General features: G+C 56.0%; 18 protein-coding genes. 1 reads left to right on the top strand and 17 read right to left on the bottom strand.

Annotated features, from left to right (window positions below):
- Positions 1-5: 5 nt before the first annotated feature.
- Genes glmU through AC13CN_RS09670 form a run of 3 tightly spaced genes read right to left on the bottom strand, consistent with a single transcriptional unit; the run spans position 6 to position 3320 of the window.
- Complete coding sequence (glmU, locus tag AC13CN_RS09680; protein ID WP_044628611.1) at positions 6-1373, bottom strand: bifunctional UDP-N-acetylglucosamine diphosphorylase/glucosamine-1-phosphate N-acetyltransferase GlmU; 1368 nt, start codon at positions 1371-1373, stop codon at positions 6-8.
- 1 nt (position 1374) lies between these two features.
- Positions 1375-2493: an FAD:protein FMN transferase gene (locus tag AC13CN_RS09675; protein ID WP_253556798.1), complete on the bottom strand. Its 1119-nt coding sequence runs from the start codon at positions 2491-2493 to the stop codon at positions 1375-1377.
- Positions 2494-2519: 26 nt separating this feature from the next.
- Positions 2520-3320 carry an undecaprenyl-diphosphate phosphatase gene (locus AC13CN_RS09670; protein ID WP_044628609.1) on the bottom strand — a complete coding sequence of 267 codons (801 nt, stop codon included), beginning with the start codon at positions 3318-3320 and terminating at the stop codon, positions 2520-2522.
- Positions 3321-3513: 193 nt separating this feature from the next.
- On the opposite strand from AC13CN_RS09670, the gene AC13CN_RS09665 reads away from it, so the two are divergent.
- Positions 3514-4707 (top strand): cation diffusion facilitator family transporter, encoded by a 1194-nt coding sequence (locus tag AC13CN_RS09665; protein ID WP_044628608.1) that lies wholly within the window; start codon positions 3514-3516, stop codon positions 4705-4707.
- Between the two features lie 6 nt (positions 4708-4713).
- Here AC13CN_RS09665 and mgtE read toward each other — a convergent pair whose 3' ends face one another.
- From mgtE to mnmG, 14 genes are all read right to left on the bottom strand, one after another.
- Positions 4714-6096: a magnesium transporter gene (mgtE, locus tag AC13CN_RS09660; protein ID WP_172416705.1), complete on the bottom strand. Its 1383-nt coding sequence runs from the start codon at positions 6094-6096 to the stop codon at positions 4714-4716.
- A gap of 118 nt (positions 6097-6214) precedes the next feature.
- Positions 6215-6643, bottom strand: a complete 429-nt coding sequence (locus tag AC13CN_RS09655; protein WP_089675878.1) for a F0F1 ATP synthase subunit epsilon — start codon at positions 6641-6643, stop codon at positions 6215-6217.
- A gap of 24 nt (positions 6644-6667) precedes the next feature.
- Complete coding sequence (gene atpD, locus AC13CN_RS09650; RefSeq protein WP_058577336.1) at positions 6668-8047, bottom strand: F0F1 ATP synthase subunit beta; 1380 nt, start codon at positions 8045-8047, stop codon at positions 6668-6670.
- Between the two features lie 76 nt (positions 8048-8123).
- A complete protein-coding gene (gene atpG / locus AC13CN_RS09645; protein WP_089675879.1) occupies positions 8124-9011 on the bottom strand; it encodes a F0F1 ATP synthase subunit gamma in 888 nt (295 codons plus the stop codon).
- A gap of 65 nt (positions 9012-9076) precedes the next feature.
- The gene (gene atpA / locus AC13CN_RS09640; protein ID WP_074211249.1) at positions 9077-10621 is read right to left on the bottom strand and encodes a F0F1 ATP synthase subunit alpha; all 1545 of its coding nucleotides are present in this window, start codon (positions 10619-10621) and stop codon (positions 9077-9079) included.
- Between the two features lie 16 nt (positions 10622-10637).
- Positions 10638-11174: a F0F1 ATP synthase subunit delta gene (locus tag AC13CN_RS09635; RefSeq protein ID WP_213262504.1), complete on the bottom strand. Its 537-nt coding sequence runs from the start codon at positions 11172-11174 to the stop codon at positions 10638-10640.
- Between the two features lie 11 nt (positions 11175-11185).
- Positions 11186-11656: a F0F1 ATP synthase subunit B gene (locus AC13CN_RS09630; protein ID WP_054640721.1), complete on the bottom strand. Its 471-nt coding sequence runs from the start codon at positions 11654-11656 to the stop codon at positions 11186-11188.
- Between the two features lie 78 nt (positions 11657-11734).
- Entirely contained in the window at positions 11735-11962 is a 228-nt protein-coding gene (atpE, locus tag AC13CN_RS09625) for a F0F1 ATP synthase subunit C (RefSeq protein WP_038479860.1), read from the bottom strand.
- Between the two features lie 79 nt (positions 11963-12041).
- Complete coding sequence (gene atpB, locus AC13CN_RS09620; RefSeq protein WP_172515718.1) at positions 12042-12869, bottom strand: F0F1 ATP synthase subunit A; 828 nt, start codon at positions 12867-12869, stop codon at positions 12042-12044.
- Positions 12870-12881: 12 nt separating this feature from the next.
- The gene (locus AC13CN_RS09615) at positions 12882-13274 is read right to left on the bottom strand and encodes an ATP synthase subunit I (RefSeq protein ID WP_172515150.1); all 393 of its coding nucleotides are present in this window, start codon (positions 13272-13274) and stop codon (positions 12882-12884) included.
- Between the two features lie 193 nt (positions 13275-13467).
- Entirely contained in the window at positions 13468-14406 is a 939-nt protein-coding gene (locus AC13CN_RS09610) for a ParB/RepB/Spo0J family partition protein (RefSeq protein ID WP_253556799.1), read from the bottom strand.
- 55 nt (positions 14407-14461) lie between these two features.
- Positions 14462-15229 (bottom strand): ParA family protein, encoded by a 768-nt coding sequence (locus AC13CN_RS09605; protein WP_044628598.1) that lies wholly within the window; start codon positions 15227-15229, stop codon positions 14462-14464.
- Positions 15229-15894: a 16S rRNA (guanine(527)-N(7))-methyltransferase RsmG gene (gene rsmG, locus AC13CN_RS09600; protein ID WP_253556800.1), complete on the bottom strand. Its 666-nt coding sequence runs from the start codon at positions 15892-15894 to the stop codon at positions 15229-15231. Before rsmG ends, AC13CN_RS09605 begins: the two co-directional genes overlap by 1 nt.
- Entirely contained in the window at positions 15891-17795 is a 1905-nt protein-coding gene (gene mnmG, locus AC13CN_RS09595) for a tRNA uridine-5-carboxymethylaminomethyl(34) synthesis enzyme MnmG (protein WP_253556801.1), read from the bottom strand. Before mnmG ends, rsmG begins: the two co-directional genes overlap by 4 nt.
- Positions 17796-18352: the final 557 nt, after the last annotated feature.

Here is an 18352-nt window from a genome sequence, read left to right as displayed (position 1 = left end):
TACGTTTATTTAACCTTTTTAACCGGGCGCGGCCAGTCGGGCTTCTCTAGCTGCCGGCTGCGGGTGACCGCTAATGCATACTCAGTCACATCTTTTGCAATCGTGGAACCAGCGCCCACAGTGGCACCCTTACCTACCGTGACAGGTGCCACTAAGGCAGTGTTGGAGCCGATGAAGGCGTTATCGCCAATTTCGGTGCGATGTTTGTTCACGCCATCGTAGTTGCAGGTAATGGTGCCCGCGCCCACGTTCACATCGCGCCCCAGGCGCGCATCACCCACGTAGCTTAAATGGTTGATTTTACTACCTTCACCCACGTCGGCATTTTTGGTTTCGACAAAATTGCCCACCTTGGCTTTCACGGCTAAGCGCGTGCCAGGACGCAGCCGTGCGTAGGGGCCGACCTGGTTAAGACCCGCCGCCACGGCCGTGTCGATCACGCTGTGGCTGTGAATCTCACTCTCTGCGCCAATGGTGCTGTTTTTGATAATGCAGTAGGGGCCCACCCGCACGCCTTCGCCAAGTTCGACGTCCCCTTCAAAAACACAGCCTACGTCGATGAAGACGTCGTGGCCGCAGGTAAGCTTACCGCGCACATCAATTCTCGCTGGGTCAGCCAAGGCAACGCCTTGGGCCATGAGCGTCTCTGCCGTCTGCTGCTGGTAAGCACGCTCCAAGCGGGCCATTTGCGAGCGGTTATTGACCCCCTCTACCTCGGTGGCGTTATGGGGCTGCGCCGTGGCGACCTTGACGCCTTCGCTGGCTGCCATGGCGATAACGTCCGTCAGGTAGTACTCGCCCTGGGCATTTTCCGCTGATAGCTGGGGCAACCAGCGCTTCAACTGGGCACTGGTCATGGCCATGATGCCGGTGTTGCACTCGTTAATCGCCAGCTGCTCCTCATTAGCATCTTTCTGCTCGACGATCGCCACGGCGTGGCCCTCGGCATCGCGCACGATACGCCCATAGCCACTGGGGTCTTCCAGCGTGACGGTGAGCAGGCCCATGTGCTGCTCATCCACCTTGGCCAGCAGGTCGGCCAACGTATCGCGACGAATTAGCGGCACGTCGCCATACAGTACCAACACGATACCGCTGCCCAACTGAGGCTGCGCCTGAGCCACTGCATGTCCGGTGCCTTTTTGCTCTTCTTGCAGTGCAAACGAGACATCATACTCCGCCAACGCGTCGCGAAGTTGGTCAGCACCATGGCCAATCACCACGTGGGTACGACTCGGGTTCAGGCCACTGGCCGTTGCCAGTACGTGCTCTACCATGGGCTTACCCGCTAGCGTGTGCAGTACTTTGGGCAACTGAGAGCGCATCCGTGTGCCTTTACCTGCGGCTAAGATGACGATATCGAGGTCGTGCATGTCATTCACCTGTTTGCATTTGGCGATTCGCTGAGGAGGCCGTCCAGGGCTCGATGCCCAGTTCATCGATCAGCGCATCACCGAAATAGTTGACGAAGGCGGGGCTCGCCAAGCTACGCCAACGCTCCCCCTCACGTACTAACATCAAAATATTGAGGTTGTTTTCGACGGCCAGCTGCATACCCTGCTCGGTCCCCACGACGGTGAGCGCCGTGGCCCAAGCATCGGCCCAGGCATTGGAGGGGTGGAACACCGATACCGACGCTAGCCGATGCTTGATGGGCTGACCGGTTCGCGGATCCAGAAGATGCGAGAAACGCTCACCATCGACTTCAAAGTAGTTACGGTAATCACCGGAGGTAGCCACCGACATGCCCTCCAACGCAATCACATGTTGCGCTTCCGGTACCCCGCTTTGCGGCACTTCAATGCCGACACGCCAAGGCGTTTGATCTTCGATGTCCCGGTAACCACGGGCAATCAGCCCGCCACCGATATTGACCAGGTAATTATCGATGCCCTGCTGATCCAGATACGCCGCCACGCGATCGGTAGCGTGGCCTTTGGCGACGCCAGAGAGATCGGCAAATACATCCCGGAGGCGACGCGCCTGCATCCGCTGGGTATCCACCTCGACTGCATCGAACCCAATCGTGGCCATGCGCTCGCTTAACTCGGCCTCGCTAGGCACCTCTTCGGGACGTGCCTCGGGACCAAAGCTCCATAGATTCACCACATCGCCAATGGTGATATCAAACGCCCCTTTGCTTGCTTCCGACACCGAGCGGCTTATCGCCAGCACTTCGATCAGCTCGTTAGAGAGCGGCTGCCACTCGTTGAGCGGCGCGTCGTTAAAGGCGACTAGTTCTGAATCGTCACGGTAGGTCGACATCGCTTGGTCAACGTCTTCCATCTCGGCCAATATGCCCTCTTCCAAAGCATTGGCTTCGCCCTGCGTCAGCGGGTCGACCAGAGTAATTTGATAATAGGTGCCAAAAATACCGCCTTCAAAGCGCACTGGTGACTCCAGCGGCCGATCATTTTCTGAACAGCCCGCCAGCAAAACGCCCACCAGCGCCACGACGCCCAGTCGCCTACACGCAGTTTGATAGCCTTTCATCCGATGTCCTTCATTGAACGCGCGGGTTAGAAATGAAAAAACCAGAGTAGCCAGGCACCAAACAGCACGCGGTATACCACGAACGGCTGCATCCCCAGCTTTTTGATTACGACGAGAAAGTAGTGAATACACACGAAGGCGCTGATACCCGATAAAAGCACCCCTATTAGCATAGCGGGTACGTCGATCGAGTGAGGCGCTTTGACGAGATTCACCGCTTCGAGGCCACCGGCGAGCACGATGACGGGAATCGAGAGCAAAAACGAGAAGCGCGCGGCGCCTTCTCGATTCATGCCAACCATCAGCGCCGCGGTCATCGTGATCCCCGAGCGCGACGTACCGGGGATCAGCGCTAATACCTGAGCGCCGCCGATGATCAGTGCGTCTTTTAGCGTCAACTGATACTCGCTGCGGGTACCGCGCATTTTCCAGTCGGCGTAGCCTAGCAGTAAGCCGAACCCTATCAGGCTAAGGCCGATGATCAGCGTCGAGCGCATGTAGCCTGCGATCAGGTCATGGAGGAGAAAGCCGACGATGCACACCGGCAAGGTGGCCACGACTACCCAAAACGCTAGACGCGCATCCTCATTGACGCCATTGCCTCTTACCGCCGTGAGGCTGCTGGCGATCATTTGCCAAATTTCCTGGCGAAAATAGAGGACGACGGCGCTCAAGCTACCCAAGTGGAGTGCCACATCGAACGCGAGACCTTGATCTTCCCAGGTGGTGAGCACCGGCACCAAAATCAGATGAGCGGAGCTGGAAATCGGAAGAAATTCAGTGAGCCCCTGCACCACCGCCAATACTACCACTTGGAGCCAATCCATAGGTCGTCCTGTCTATGTTCTGTGTTGCGTTATGAAATGAGGTCGTCTCACCTGCAGCGGCGCTTAGGATACACATCCCAACTTTCATTGTCCGCACCGGTAACGCCTGAGAATGCACAAGAGGGTATAGAGCTTGCCCGGCGGTAAGCTACAATGGGCGTCTATTGGAAGTATGCGTCCCTGCAGGTACCTCATGACTCAGACCGTAGAAACGCCAGTGGTTCCCAATCGCGAGTTAGATAGCCAAGAGGCTAAGCGCGTAACCTATATCGGCGCTTGGCTGGACGGTTTGCTGAGCATTATCAAAGTCGCCGTTGGTTTTTTTGTCGGCTCTGCTGCGCTGATTGCCGATGGTATCCATTCGCTCTCTGATCTTGTGACCGATGGGTTCGTGCTGGCAGCCATTCACTATGGCCGCCAGGAGCCCGACAACGACCACCACTACGGCCATGGCCGAATCGAAACCCTCACCACGCTGCTATTAGGCAGCGTCCTAATCTTCGTGGCGGGGGGTATTGCGTGGTCAAGCGTGGATCGCCTGTTGAGCGGCACAGAAGTGGGCGCCCCGGGGGCGCTTGCGATCGTCATCGCCATACTGGCACTGATTAGCAAAGAGTGGATTTTTCGCTACACCATGCGGGTCGCGAAACGCTTGAAATCCAAGCTTTTAGAAGCCAACGCTTGGCACTCGCGCAGCGACGCACTTTCAACCGCCGTGGTGCTGGTGGCTTTAGTAGGCGCACAGTTTGGCTTGGGCTGGCTAGATGCTGTGGCCGCCATTATCGTTGGCCTGATGGTCGGTAAAGTGGGTTTAGACCTGTTGTGGGAGTCCGCTCGCGAACTGGTCGACACCGCACTCCCCGAAACAGTACAGCAGCAGATGCATGACGTGGCGTGTAGCGTCCCCGGCGTGGATAGCGTGCACGACCTGCGCACCCGTCAATCGGCAGGTTGGGTGATGGTCGATCTGCATGTGGTGGTGGGGCCTAAAATTACCGTCTCGGAAGCTCATGAAATCGGTAATGAAGTGAGCCGCCGTTTGCGCCACGAGTTTCCTTTGCTCACAGATGTTATCTTCCACGTTGACCCAGAAGATGACGCCGGTGAAGGCGACCCCAGCCGCTTGCCCGGCCTGCCGCTGCGTCCAGAAGTGGAAGCGGCGCTGAACGAGCGCTGGTACAAACATCCGGTATGGCGCACGCTGAACGAGCTACAGCTCCACTACTTAGAAGATAAGGTATCGGTATCGCTGATTATTGGCGACGCCGTTCACCAGCCGCCTCAGTGTTTGGCGAGCCAGCTCAAGGCGCTCGCCAGCGACATCGAGTGGCTGGGTCATGTGGAGGTCATGTTCATCACCCGTGCTGCCAGCAGCGCCATGCGCTAGGTTCGGCTAGGCGCTGGCCAGCACGGCGGTGGCAATGCTGAAATAGATCAGCACCCCCGAGGCGTCGATGAGCGTGGTCACCAGCGGCGCAGACGCGGTGGCCGGGTCCACGTTGAAGCGCTCCAGCACGAACGGTAAACACATGCCGATCAAGCTGCCAAACAGCACGATGGTCACCATACTGAGCGCGACGATGATGGCCACCGCTTCACCGCCGCGCACAATCCCAATCGGGGCAACGGCAATCGCCATGGTCAGCCCTAATGATCCCGCCACCAACAGCTCACGTCCGAGCATCTTGCTCCAATCCTTTACGCCCACATCTCCAGTGGCCATGCCACGCACCATCAGCGTCGCTGCCTGCGCCCCCGCATTGCCACCGCTGCCAATCAGTAGTGGTAAGAAGAAGACCAGCGCCACTTGCGCGGCGATGGTGTCCTCGAAATAGGCAATGCCGGCCCCTGAAAAGAGGTTGGCAAACACCAGCAGAACCAGCCAGAACACCCGCTTGCGATAAAGGCTCCACAGCGGTACTCGGCTCACGCCATCCTCTAACTGCCCGATGGACATCCCTTTGTGGATATCTTCGGTGGCCTCTGACTCAGCAACATCCATGGCATCATCGTGAGTCACGATGCCTACCATACGGCCATCGGCATCAACCACGGGCAGCGCCAGTAAGTCATACCGAGCCACAATTCTCGCCACCTCCTCCTGCGCTTTATCCACAGGGATTTTGATGACATCTTTGATCATGATGTCATCCACCAACGCCCCAGGGCGCGCGACCATCAGTTGACGCAGCGACATGGTGCCGATCAGATGGCCATCATTATCCAGCACGTAAAGCTGGTAGACCGTTTCCGCATCAGGGGCGGTTTGGCGCACGCGCATCATTGCTTGTGACACCGTCATGCCACTGGCTATGGCAACATAGTCAGAGGTCATGATGGCGCCGGCAGTGCCCTCTTCATAGCTCGCCAAGCGCTTGAGATCCTCGCGCTCCTGGTGCGCCATACGACGCAACAGCGCTTCGCGACGGTCTTCCCCAAGCCGGTTGAACAAATCCGCCCGCTCGTCGGAGCCCATCTCTTCGAGCAGTTTGAGCACCTGGCTATCGGACAGCTCTCCCACCACCTCGAGCTGGCTCTCTTTGGGTAGATAGCCCAACACATTGGCGGCTCGCTCGGTGGAGAGAATGTCCAACACCGTCAAAGCGGCGCTTAACTCCTCATCCTCTTCGATCAGCTCTTCGAGCACTTCGCCAATATCAGCCGAGCGGATTTCGGCGAGGCGTTCCGCCAATTGCGACTTACTGGGATCTTCCTTGACCAGCTCATCGAGAAGCTCGGTCTTCAACGCCTGTAAGGCTTCTTCGTTTAGCGCCATCGCTCGCTCCTGAGACGTTCAACTCTGGGATGACTCACCCGCATATTAACAGACAAAAAAAACGCCCCTTAAACCCTGAATCGGGTTTAAGGGGCGTTTGATTACGCAGAGCGTCTAACTAGCCTTTACCCGCCTTTTTACGCAGCTGCTGAATCGTTCGCAGCTGTGCAACGGCTTCGGCAAGTTCAGCGGCAGCACGGGTATAATCCAGCTCCGCTGACTTCTCGTTAAAGGCTTTCAGCGCCTGCTGACGCGCTTCCTCGGCAGCGGCCTCGTCGAGGTCGCTGGCACGCGCCGCAGCGTCTGCCAGGATCGTCACGACATCTGGCTGGACTTCCATGAAGCCGCCAGAGACAAAGAAGTTCTCTTCCTTGCCATCATCGTGGATCACGCGGATCGGGCCCGGCTGAAGCTCGGTCAGCAGCGGGGCGTGCCCCGGCAAAATGCCGAGGTCACCCATCATCCCGGAAGCAATCACCTGCTCAACCTTACCTGAGAAGATGGATGCTTCTGCGCTGACGATATTGCAAGTGAAGCTATTCGCCATAGCGAATCCCCCTAATGGACGGGATTACTTCTTCATCTGGTTGGCTTTTTCGACAGCTTCGTCGATGGAGCCGACCATGTAGAAGGCCTGTTCCGGCAGATCGTCGTAGTCACCCGCGAGGATGCCCTGGAAGCCACGAATGGTGTCTTTCAGCGACACGTACTTACCGGGCGAGCCCGTGAAGACCTCGGCCACGAAGAACGGCTGCGACAGGAAGCGCTGGATCTTACGCGCACGGGCAACGGCCAGCTTGTCTTCGTCAGACAGCTCGTCCATACCCAGAATCGCGATGATGTCCTTCAGTTCCTTGTAACGCTGCAGAACGTTCTGCACGCCACGCGCTACGTCGTAGTGCTCTTCACCGACGACCAGCGGGTCCAGCTGACGTGAGGTGGAGTCCAGCGGGTCGATCGCGGGGTAGATACCCAGCTCGGCGATGGAACGCGCCAGTACCACGGTCGCATCTAGGTGCGAGAAGGTGGTGGCTGGCGATGGGTCGGTCAAGTCATCCGCCGGGACGTAAACGGCCTGTACGGAAGTGATAGAGCCCGTTTTGGTCGAGGTGATACGTTCCTGCAGAACGCCCATCTCTTCGGCCAGCGTCGGCTGATAACCTACCGCAGACGGCATACGACCCAGCAGGGCGGATACTTCGGTACCGGCCAGGGTGTAACGGTAGATGTTGTCGACGAACAGCAGAACGTCGCGGCCTTCATCACGGAATTTTTCCGCAATGGTCAAACCGGTCAGCGCCACGCGAAGACGGTTACCGGGCGGCTCGTTCATCTGACCGTAGACCAGCGCTACCTTATCGATAACGTTGGATTCGGTCATTTCGTGATAGAAGTCGTTACCCTCACGCGTACGCTCACCGACACCAGCGAATACAGAGTAGCCGCTGTGCTCGGTGGCGATGTTGCGGATAAGCTCCATCATGTTAACGGTTTTACCAACACCCGCACCGCCGAACAGACCAACCTTACCGCCTTTCGCGAAGGGGCAGACCAGATCGATGACCTTGATACCGGTCTCGAGCAGCTCGTTAGACGCTGCCTGATCGGCATAGCTCGGCGCTTTTCGGTGGATCGGCATACGCTCTTGCTCACCGATCTCACCTGCTTCGTCGATCGGCTCGCCGAGTACGTTCATGATGCGACCCAGCGTTTCCTTACCGACCGGTACGGAAATCGCGGCACCTGTGTTGGTTACGTCCAAGCCACGTTTCAAGCCCTCGGTGGAGCCCATGGCAATGGCGCGTACTACGCCGTCGCCCAGCTGCTGCTGGACTTCGAGGATGGTCTCAACGTTGGAGACCTTCAGCGCGTCGTAGACCTTGGGCACAGAGTCCCGCGGAAACTCTACGTCAATCACCGCGCCGATGATTTGTACGATACGTCCGCTCATCTTGGTTCCTCTCAAAAACCTGCAAATGAAACCTGTTTGCCGGGAGCCACCTTAGCGATGGCAGGCTCCCTTGGCGTTATACGGCTGAAGCGCCGCCGACGATCTCGGAAATTTCCTGGGTGATGGCGGCCTGACGGGCCTTGTTGTACACCATCTCCAGATCGTCGATCAGGTTGCCCGCGTTATCAGTGGCACTCTTCATAGCGATCATTCGGGCGGCCTGTTCGCACGCACCGTTTTCGACTACCGCCTGATACACCTGCGATTCGATGAATCGAACCAACAGGCCGTCTAACAACGCCTTGGCATCCGGTTCATACAGGTAGTCCCAGCTTCCGGGACGGGCGTTTTCTTCGTCATGCTTAGCGTCATCGCCCATGTCAGGCGACAGCGGAAGAAGCTGACGCACGACGGGCCGCTGGGTCATGGTGTTGACGAACTCGTTATACACCACGTACAGACGATCCAGGCGTCCTTCGTCATACGCTTCGAGCATGACCTTGACACTACCGATCAGACCCTCGACGGTCGGTGCTTCCCCCAGTCCGCTCTTGGCCGCAATCAAGTTGCCGCCATAGTTACGGAAGAAAGCACCGGCTTTCGAACCGAGGGCACAGAAGTCCAGCTCAGCGCCTTGCTGTTTCCAGGCAACGGCGTCTTTCACCACTGCCTTGAACAGGTTGACGTTCAAGCCGCCACACAGGCCACGATCGGTGGAGACCACAATGTAACCAACACGCTTTACCTCGTTACGCTCGACCATATAGTCGTGCTTGTACTCGGGGTTTGCGTCGGCAATGTGGCCTACCACGTTACGAATCTGCTTGGCGTACGGCTGGCCAGCCTTCATCAGATCTTGCGCTTTACGCATTTTCGATGCAGCCACCATTTCCATGGCACTGGTAATCTTCTGCGTATTTTTAATGCTCCCGATCTGGGTGCGTATCTCTTTTGCAGCTGCCATAGCGATCTACCTTTCGTTCGTGGCTCTCAGAAAGCATGCAAGCCCACCCGCAGGCGGGCCGGACATTACCAGCTCTGAGTCGCCTTGAACTTCTCGAGACCTGACTTCAAGCCGTCCTGAATCTCGCCGTTGTAGTCGCCGGTCTGGTTGATCTTATCGAGCAGCTCGCTGTGCTCAGACTTCATGTAATCGTGCAGAGCACGTTCGAAGTCCAGCACCTTATCGACGCTCACGTCGTCCAGGTGGCCTTCGTTAGCGGCGTACAGAGACAGCGCCATTTCCGCCACTGACATCGGCGAGTACTGCTTCTGCTTCATCAGTTCGGTCACGCGTTGGCCGTGCTCGAGCTGCTTGCGCGTCGCTTCATCAAGGTCAGAGGCAAACTGCGAGAACGCCGCCAGTTCACGATACTGAGCCAGGGCTAGACGAACACCGCCACCCAGCTTCTTGATGATTTTGGTCTGCGCAGCACCACCTACACGAGAAACCGAGAGACCTGCGTTAATCGCCGGACGAATACCGGAGTTAAACAGGTTGGTTTCCAAGAAGATCTGACCATCGGTGATGGAGATAACGTTGGTCGGAACGAACGCCGATACGTCACCACCTTGTGTTTCGATGATCGGCAGTGCGGTCAAGGAACCGGTTTTGCCTTTCACTTCACCGTTGGTGAACTTCTCAACGTAGTCAGCGTTAACACGCGCAGCGCGCTCCAGCAGACGTGAGTGGAGATAGAAAACGTCACCCGGGTAAGCTTCACGGCCCGGCGGACGACGCAGCAGCAGCGATACCTGACGGTATGCAACGGCCTGCTTGGAAAGATCGTCATACACGATCAGTGCGTCTTCACCACGGTCACGGAAGTACTCGCCCATGGTGCAACCAGAGTAAGCGGCCAGGAACTGCATCGGTGCCGGATCGGCAGCGCCTGCAGCGACGATGATGGTGTGTTCCAACGCGCCGTGCTCTTCGAGCTTGCGAACAACGTTAGCAATGGTCGACTGCTTCTGACCAATCGCTACGTAGACACAGGTCACGCCTTTGCCTTTCTGGTTGATGATCGCATCGATGGCAATGGCAGATTTACCAATCTGACGGTCACCGATGATCAGCTCACGCTGACCACGACCGATTGGCACCATGGCATCGATAGATTTCAAACCAGTTTGGATCGGCTCATCAACGGACTGACGGGTGATAACGCCGGGCGCTACTTTTTCTACCGCGTCGGTCATTTTAGCGTTGATACCGCCCTTGCCATCGATGGGATTACCCAGCGCATCGACAACACGACCAATCAGCTCAGGACCTACCGGTACTTCAAGGATACGACCGGTACATTTAGCGGTCATACCTTCTTCAAGCTGCAGGTAGTCACCCAGGACAACAGCACCGACGGAGTCACGCTCCAGGTTCAGTACCATGCCGAAAATGCTGTTGGGGAATTCAATCATTTCACCAAACATCGCGTCTTCGAGGCCGTGAATTTTCACGATACCGTCGGAAACGCTGACGATGGTGCCCTGATTACGGGCTTCGGATGCGACGTCAAGCTTCTCAATTCGCTGCTTGATGATGTCGCTGATCTCGGAAGGATTCAGTTGCTGCATGCCATGTCCCTCAGACTCAAGCGGTCAGCGCTTCGGAAAGCCGGTTCAATCGACCACGCACCGACCCGTCAATGACGGTGTCGCCGGCACGCAGGATGACACCGCCGATAAGCGACTTGTCCACCTGAGTAGTAATGGAGATTTCGCGATTTAGACGTTTCTTGAGCGCGTTGCCTAGCTTGGTCTTCTGCTTGCTGTCCAGCTTATAAGCTGAAACCACAGTGACGTCGATACGCTGTTCATGCTCTGCGCGAAGGTGTTCAAACTGGTCAGCAATAGCATCCAACGCCGCTAAGCGACGCTGATCGGCCAAGGTGGTCAGAAAGCGTTTAAACGCATCGTCTGCGTTGTCGCCCAGTATGTCTGCTACTAACGACACTTTCTGTTCACTGCTGAGTTTGGGGCTACCTAGCAGGCCAGCAACTTGGCGATCGATGACGATTGATCCCGCCATTGCCAGTGCCTGCGACCAAGCGTCAAGCGCTTGGTGATCGCGCGCGTATTCAAACGCCGCTTTGGCGTAAGGACGAGCGACGGTAGATTGTTCCGCCATGGGTCACCTCCTTACAGTTCAGCGGCAAGCTTATCAAGCAAGTCGCGGTGCGCTTTCTCGTCAACAGAGGCTTCAAGAACACGCTCAGCGCCTACGATCGCAAGGTGGGAAACCTGTGCACGCAGTTCGTCTTTCGCGCGATTAATTTCTTGCTCAATTTCTGACCGAGCATTAGCCACTAAACGTTCGCCTTCAGCACGCGCTTGTTCACGTGCCTCTTCGATCATTTGGGCAGAGCGCTTATTCGCTTGCTCGAGAATTTGAGATGCCTGTTCCTTGCTCTCGCGTAGCGTCTGTTCAGCACGCTCTTGAGCTAGCTCAAGATCACGGGTAGCACGGCTAGCTGCGTCCAAGCCATCAGCAATTTTCTTTTGACGCTCGTGAAGCGCGTTGCTGATCGGAGGCCACACATACTTTATGCAAAACCAGACAAAGATCGCGAAGGCGATCGTCTGCCCGATAAGCGTCATGTTGATATTCACAGGGATGTACCTCTGACAAATTCGTGGCGACCGGAGTGAAACAAAACCGAGCGGGTTAGCCGCTCGGCGATGCAATCATTAACCGGCAACAACGAAGATCAGGTACATCGCGATACCAACACCGATCATCGGAACGGCGTCCAGCAGACCGGCCATCAGGAAGGTTTTGGTCTGCAGTTGGTCGCCCAGCTCAGGTTGACGTGCAGTGGACTCGATCAGTTTGCCACCGAGGATAGCGAAACCGATACCGGTGCCCAAAGCGCCCAAGCCGATCATGATGGAGGCAGCAATGTAGATAAGTTCCATGGTAATGCTCCTAGTTTTTCAAGTTTAAGTGCAAGGTTGAGGGTTAAGGTTAAGGGTTAATCTCACGCAAGCGGTGCGCTTAGTGATGCTCGTGAGCAGCACTGAGGTACACGACGGACAGAACAGTAAAAATGAATGCCTGCAGGACAACGATCAGAATATGGAAAATCGCCCACGGCACATCCAACAGCCAAATTGCCCAGAACGGCAGCATGGCAATCAGAATGAAGATAACTTCACCCGCAAACATGTTGCCGAATAGACGCATTGCCAAGCTGAACGGCTTCACCAGCAGAGCGACAATTTCAAGCAACAGGTTGAAAGGAATCAGCGCCCAATGGTTGAACGGCGTCAACGACAGCTCCTTGGCAAATCCACCTACGCCTTTCACTTTGAAGCTGTAGTAGAGAATGAGGCCAAAGACGCCCAACGCTAAGCCTAGGGTGGCGTTAACGTCTGTTGTCGGCACGATTTTCATATAATCGACGCCTAACTTGCTGAACAACACCGGGAAGTAATCGACCGGAATGATTTTCAGCGTGTTCATGAAGAGAATCCACACGAACAGCGTCAGCGCTAGAGGGGCAATAATAGGATTGTGCCCCTTGAACGCACCTTTAATCATGTCTTCTACGAACTCGAAGACCATCTCAACGGCGTTTTGCAAACCGCCAGGCACCCCAGTAGTCGCCATTTTACCGGCTTTACGGAATAGGAAAATGAACAGCAAGCCCATGGCAATCGACCAGCCCATGGTATCCAAGTGGATCGCCCAAAAGCCCATTTCACTTGCTTCTTCAGCAGAGTGCGCCAACGACCAGCCATTCTCTGGGTGCTTACCAAAGGTTAAATTCTGCAAGTGGTGCTGGATATAGTAAGTCGTTGAGACTTCGTTACCTGCGGCCATAGACATGTCACCTCAATTAGTTGCGCGGTGCCTTAGCATCAGCAATGGAGCCAGCCAATGTGTCAGAACAATCGCGACATAAGCGCTAAAAAAGAAAGCTGGGTTTGAGGGGGGCACGGCAACAAATACGGCTGTAAAGAGTGCCACCGTCAAACCAAACTTACCTGCCTCGGCGCGCAGCAGCATCGCTGACCGCTGAGAAACGTTCGTATGTAAAAACCCCATCCGATAGACAAAAAAGGCATGTGGCAACAATGCGACAAGGGCGCCTTTCAGTACTGAGGTCACGCCCGCTAGCTGTGTCGATGAATACGCAAGCAACATAGCCATCAGCGTCACTAGCAGTTGAATAATGGCCAACCGTAGGATGTACGCTTTACGTCGCTGGGTCTCAATTCGCTGCATATTTCCCCAGTACGTCAAATGAACGGCCATTATTGCTTTGGCAGATAGGTGACTTAACACCAACCTGCACAAATCTTGCGCGATTATAGGGAAGCGCTATCACACCTTCAACCGAAGTTGCACGGAATTCGCGCGTTTCAGCCTCGACTTGCGACCAAAGGGCTAAAAATAGGCCGTATCTTTCATTAGCGTGCTATTTAATATGCGCTAGAATTCCATCCAGCTCTTCAAGGCTTGTATAACGAATAGTGACTCGGCCTTTGCCTTTTTGACCATGATCAATCGAAACAGGCGCGCCGAGAAGCTCGCCCAGATGGGTTTCTAAGCGGGCCACATCAGGTGTTTTGGCTGACTGCTTGGCAGAAGATACAGGCGCCTGATGGGTTTGCACCTTTTTCACCAGCGCTTCGGTGTCGCGCACGGTAAGGTCTTTATTGACCACTTCATGGGCGACTTGGCGCTGCTGTGCACTGGTTAACGAGAGCAGTGCGCGAGCGTGACCCATATCTAAATCGCCCCGTTCTAGCAGGGTTTGCACCTCTGGGTCGAGGGCCAGCAGACGAAGTAAGTTGGCAACCTGGGTACGAGACTTACCCACTGCATCAGCAATCTGTTGCTGAGTGAGCTCAAATTCATCGCCCAAACGCTTCAGCGCAATCGCTTCTTCAATCGCGTTGAGGTTTTCCCGCTGGATGTTTTCAATCAGCGCTAAGGCCAGCGCGACTTCATCACTCACATGGCGTATGACCGCCGGAATAACGTCCAGCTCGGCCAGTTGCGCGGCGCGCCAGCGGCGCTCACCGGCAATAATTTCATAGCGGTCTTTACCTACCGGACGCACCACGATGGGCTGCATCACGCCTTGGGCACGGATCGAGTCGGCAAGCTCTTCCAGGGCTTCAGGCTGGATGTCTCGGCGCGGCTGATACTTCCCGCGCATCAGTTGCCCAAGTGGCAGACGCTCCAGGCGTTCAGCCATTGCGTCATCTGCGTCATCCACCGCCACGTCTGGCATCGGGGCGTCGGCGCTCTCAAGCGTTGCGCCACCGGTCAGGTCTAAACTGTCACGACGACGTGCGCCCGCACCAATCAGGGCATCCAGGCCACGTCCTAGCGCGCGTTTACGCGTCATTCGCTTTCCCTCGTACTTTTAACGTTACGTGCTTTGAACGCTACAGCGGCAACCGTTACAACGACAGACGCCGAATCATCTCTTTGGCCAGCACGCGATAGGCTTGGCTACCCCGCGAAAAACGCGCGTATTGGGTGACCGGTACGCCGTGGCTTGGCGCTTCAGCGACTTTCACGTTGCGCGGAATCGTCGTTTTCAAAAGCGCATCGCCGAAAAAATCGCGTAGCTGCTTATCTACTTCGCGGGTGAGACTGGTGCGCTTATCGTACATGGTGCGCAGAATCCCGGAGACAGCAAGCTCAGGATTCACGCTTTGTTTGATCTGCTCCACCGTATCCAGCAGCGCCGAGAGCCCCTCTAGGGCGTAAAACTCACACTGTAGCGGAATCAGTACGCCATGGGCGGCGGTGAGTGCATTCACTGTCAGCATATTCAGCGACGGCGGGCAGTCGATCAGCACCACGTCATAATCGTCCGCGACGCTGGCGAGCGCGAGCGATAGGCGGCTTTGACGCTGATCGCTATCCAGTAATTCGACTTCTGCTGCAGTGAGGTCGCCGTTACCGGGTAGAACATCGTAGTGAACCGGCAGCCCGCGAACGATAACCTCTCCTGCTTTGGCTTCACCAAGCAACACGTCCAGCACGCTTTTCTCAAGATCGTACTTATCGATCCCGCTGCCCATGCTGGCATGGCCCTGTGGATCCAAGTCCACCAGCAGTACGCGGCGGTCAAGAGCAGCCAGGCTGGCGGCCAGGTTAACGGCTGAAGTGGTCTTGCCCACGCCGCCTTTTTGGTTGGTCAGGGCAATGATCTGGCTCACTACTCAACTCCTTTTGGGGTCAGGATCAACAGCTGCCGCTCGGCCGTTTCAAAGGGTACATTCAACAGGTGGCGCTCGCTGAGTTCAATGCCTTCCGGCAGGTTACGCAGCTCGTCATCAGCACCGGGGCCTTTCATTGCTAGCCACTGGCCATTTGCAGATGGCAGGGGGCGCGTTAGCGTCACGAAATCCACCAAACTGGCAAACGCACGTGAGATCACCTGATCAAAGTGCTGGCCGGTGAACTGCTCTACCCGTGCCTGAGTAGGCGTCACGTTGGTCAGCGACAGCTCCATCACCGCTTGGCGCTGGAAGCGGACTTTCTTGCCATTGCTATCCAGCAGCGTCACCTGAAGTTCGGGCTTCATAATCGCGAGTACCAAGCCGGGTAACCCAGGCCCTGCCCCCACATCCAGCAGCGTTGGGCCGTGAACGTAGGGAGCAACGGCGGCGCTATCCAGTACGTGACGCGAGACCATTTCTTCAACATCACGCACTGCGGTGAGGTTATAAGCCCGGTTCCACTTGTGCAACAGCGCCAGTAAACCAAGCAGCTGCTCTCTCTGTTCAGCGCTGATGATTACTCCCAGCGCCGATAGGCCTTGATCAAGTCGTGGTGCAACGCCATTGGGTAAGCTGTTGACCAGCGGCTGGAGTCGACTCATCCGTTGGCCACCTCGGCGTTGGTAATCAGGCGGCGTTTTTTCAGATGCACGAGCAGAATCGATATGGCTGCGGGCGTTACCCCAGAAATCCTGGCTGCATGTGCAAGGGTTTCTGGACGGGTGTCGCTGAGTTTTTGGCGAATCTCGTTGGAGAGACCTTCCACCCGGTGATAATCAAGTTCCGCAGGCAGCGGCGTAGCTTCATGACGCTTAAGCTTATCGATCTCATCCTGCTGACGATCAATATAGCCCTGATATTTGGCTTGAATTTGCACCTGTTCGGCCACGGCTTCGTCGTGTACGTCACCGCTTTCCATACCGGGGAGCGAGGTAATATCGGCATACGTTAGCTCAGGGCGTTTCAGCAAATCGCTTAAGCAGTACTCTCGGGGTAGCGGCCTGCCGGTTTTTTCAGTGATTTTTTCCGCCGCCGGGCTATTGGGCTGCACCCAAGTGGTGGCCAAGCGTGCAGTTTCCCGCTCGATGGCTTCGCGCTTTTGACTAAACGCTGCCCAGCGCGTGTCGTCTACCAAGCCTAGCTCGCGGCCTTTTTCGGTTAAACGCAGATCAGCATTGTCTTCACGCAGCAGCAGTCGATACTCCGCCCGAGAAGTAAACATGCGGTAGGGCTCTTTGGTGCCCATGGTGATTAAGTCGTCTACCAAAACGCCGAGGTAGGCTTCATCACGGCGGGGGTACCAAGCGTCGAGCTGTTTAGCGCGGCGAGCGGCGTTTAAGCCCGCCAGTAGCCCTTGAGCGCCCGCTTCTTCATACCCGGTTGTGCCGTTGATCTGTCCGGCAAAAAACAGGTTGTGGATAAATTTGGTTTCCAGCGAGTGTTTCAAATCCCGCGGATCAAAGAAATCGTACTCAATGGCATAGCCAGGACGCGTGATGTGCGCGTTTTCTAACCCTTTGATCGAGCGCACCACCTGCAGCTGCACATCAAACGGCAGCGAGGTCGAGATGCCGTTGGGATAGAGCTCATGGGTATCCAGGCCTTCAGGCTCGATGAACACCTGATGGCTCGATTTGTCGGCAAAGCGGTGCACTTTGTCTTCAATTGAGGGGCAGTAGCGCGGGCCGATCCCTTCAATCACGCCAGAGTACATTGGCGAGCGATCCAAGTTACCCAGAATAATCTCGTGGGTACGCTCGTTGGTGTGCGCGATATGGCAACTTACCTGCTGGGGATGCATCTCCCGCGAGCCGAGGTAAGACATCACCGGCGTTGGGGTATCGCCCGGCTGCTCTTCCAACTGCGAAAAATCGACGGTTTTGGCATCGATACGCGGCGGCGTGCCGGTTTTGAGCCGGTCAACGTGAAACGGCAACGCACGCAGTCGTTCTGCCAGCGCGTTGGAGGGCGGATCACCCGCGCGGCCTCCGCGGCTTTGATCCAACCCGATGTGGATAACGCCACCGAGGAAAGTACCGGTTGAGAGCACGACCGATTCCGCGTGAAAGCGAATGCCGGTTTCAGTTACGACGCCGCGCACGGTGTCGTTATCCACAATGAGATCACCTGCTGCCTGCTGAAAAATTGTCAGGTTGGGTTGGTTTTCCAGCATCCCGCGAATGGCGGCTTTGTAGCGGATACGGTCGGCTTGGGCACGGGTTGCGCGCACCGCTGGCCCTTTGCGTGCGTTGAGCACGCGAAACTGGATGCCGCCTAAATCCGTGGCTAGCCCCATTGCACCGCCGAGCGCATCAATTTCTTTCACCAAATGGCTTTTGCCGATGCCGCCAATGGCGGGATTGCACGACATTTGGCCAAGCGTCTCGATGTTGTGGGTTAGCAATAGGGTTTGACAGCCCATACGAGCAGAGGCCAGTGCGGCTTCAGTTCCCGCATGGCCACCGCCGATGACAATCACGTCAAAGCGGTCGGGGTAGTTCAAGTGACACCTCGTCTTGTGCCTGTTGGCACGGATGATGTGGTCAGCATATCGGCGCTGATGGAATAAGCCCGCCAGTATAAACCTCCTGTGGGTAACCGTCAGGTTTTTCCACACCCCGGTTTAAGGGTTCTGTCTTTATTAATAACAAAATAAAAATAAATAAGAGAAATTCTGTTGATGTAGTAATTACTGGTGTGGACAAAATCTGTTGATAAGTCAATTTATTTTATATTTATCAATATACTAAATTGTTGACCTTTGCGTGATTAAAGCGCGGAGTGCCTGCGTAGAAACGGTGGCAGGGCTGTGGATTAAACATCAACTTACCCACAGCTCTGCCTGGCAACGGGTTATCCACCTACAGATACCGTGCTTGTCACCGTAGCTGTGAACAAGGCGGTCGATACGGCCGTATCCCTTGGAGAGGTGCTCATGCTGGGGGCTGTAGCGATGTAAGAGGGTGTTTGTAAAAAATAGTATCCACAGGCAAAAAAAATGGCCTGTCAGCAAGACAGGCCATTGGGTGAATTGTTTTCGTGCTCTGTTTACCCCGAATG

The sequence above is a fragment of the Vreelandella sp. L-25 genome (genome assembly GCF_056857535.1).
The sequence above is the reverse complement of the archived record's forward strand: the minus strand, read 5'-3'. Positions and strand labels throughout refer to the sequence as shown.

What these genes read in the sequence shown, in the direction of transcription:
- glmU (WP_044628611.1), bottom strand. Translation starts at nt 1,373, where the DNA reads ATGCACGACCTCGATATCGTCATCTTAGCCGCAGGTAAAGGCACACGG.
- AC13CN_RS09675 (WP_253556798.1), bottom strand. Translation starts at nt 2,493, where the DNA reads ATGAAAGGCTATCAAACTGCGTGTAGGCGACTGGGCGTCGTGGCGCTG.
- AC13CN_RS09670 (WP_044628609.1), bottom strand. Translation starts at nt 3,320, where the DNA reads ATGGATTGGCTCCAAGTGGTAGTATTGGCGGTGGTGCAGGGGCTCACT.
- AC13CN_RS09665 (WP_044628608.1), top strand. Translation starts at nt 3,514, where the DNA reads ATGACTCAGACCGTAGAAACGCCAGTGGTTCCCAATCGCGAGTTAGAT.
- mgtE (WP_172416705.1), bottom strand. Translation starts at nt 6,096, where the DNA reads ATGGCGCTAAACGAAGAAGCCTTACAGGCGTTGAAGACCGAGCTTCTC.
- AC13CN_RS09655 (WP_089675878.1), bottom strand. Translation starts at nt 6,643, where the DNA reads ATGGCGAATAGCTTCACTTGCAATATCGTCAGCGCAGAAGCATCCATC.
- atpD (WP_058577336.1), bottom strand. Translation starts at nt 8,047, where the DNA reads ATGAGCGGACGTATCGTACAAATCATCGGCGCGGTGATTGACGTAGAG.
- atpG (WP_089675879.1), bottom strand. Translation starts at nt 9,011, where the DNA reads ATGGCAGCTGCAAAAGAGATACGCACCCAGATCGGGAGCATTAAAAAT.
- atpA (WP_074211249.1), bottom strand. Translation starts at nt 10,621, where the DNA reads ATGCAGCAACTGAATCCTTCCGAGATCAGCGACATCATCAAGCAGCGA.
- AC13CN_RS09635 (WP_213262504.1), bottom strand. Translation starts at nt 11,174, where the DNA reads ATGGCGGAACAATCTACCGTCGCTCGTCCTTACGCCAAAGCGGCGTTT.
- atpE (WP_038479860.1), bottom strand. Translation starts at nt 11,962, where the DNA reads ATGGAACTTATCTACATTGCTGCCTCCATCATGATCGGCTTGGGCGCT.
- atpB (WP_172515718.1), bottom strand. Translation starts at nt 12,869, where the DNA reads ATGGCCGCAGGTAACGAAGTCTCAACGACTTACTATATCCAGCACCAC.
- AC13CN_RS09615 (WP_172515150.1), bottom strand. Translation starts at nt 13,274, where the DNA reads ATGCAGCGAATTGAGACCCAGCGACGTAAAGCGTACATCCTACGGTTG.
- AC13CN_RS09610 (WP_253556799.1), bottom strand. Translation starts at nt 14,406, where the DNA reads ATGACGCGTAAACGCGCGCTAGGACGTGGCCTGGATGCCCTGATTGGT.
- rsmG (WP_253556800.1), bottom strand. Translation starts at nt 15,894, where the DNA reads ATGAGTCGACTCCAGCCGCTGGTCAACAGCTTACCCAATGGCGTTGCA.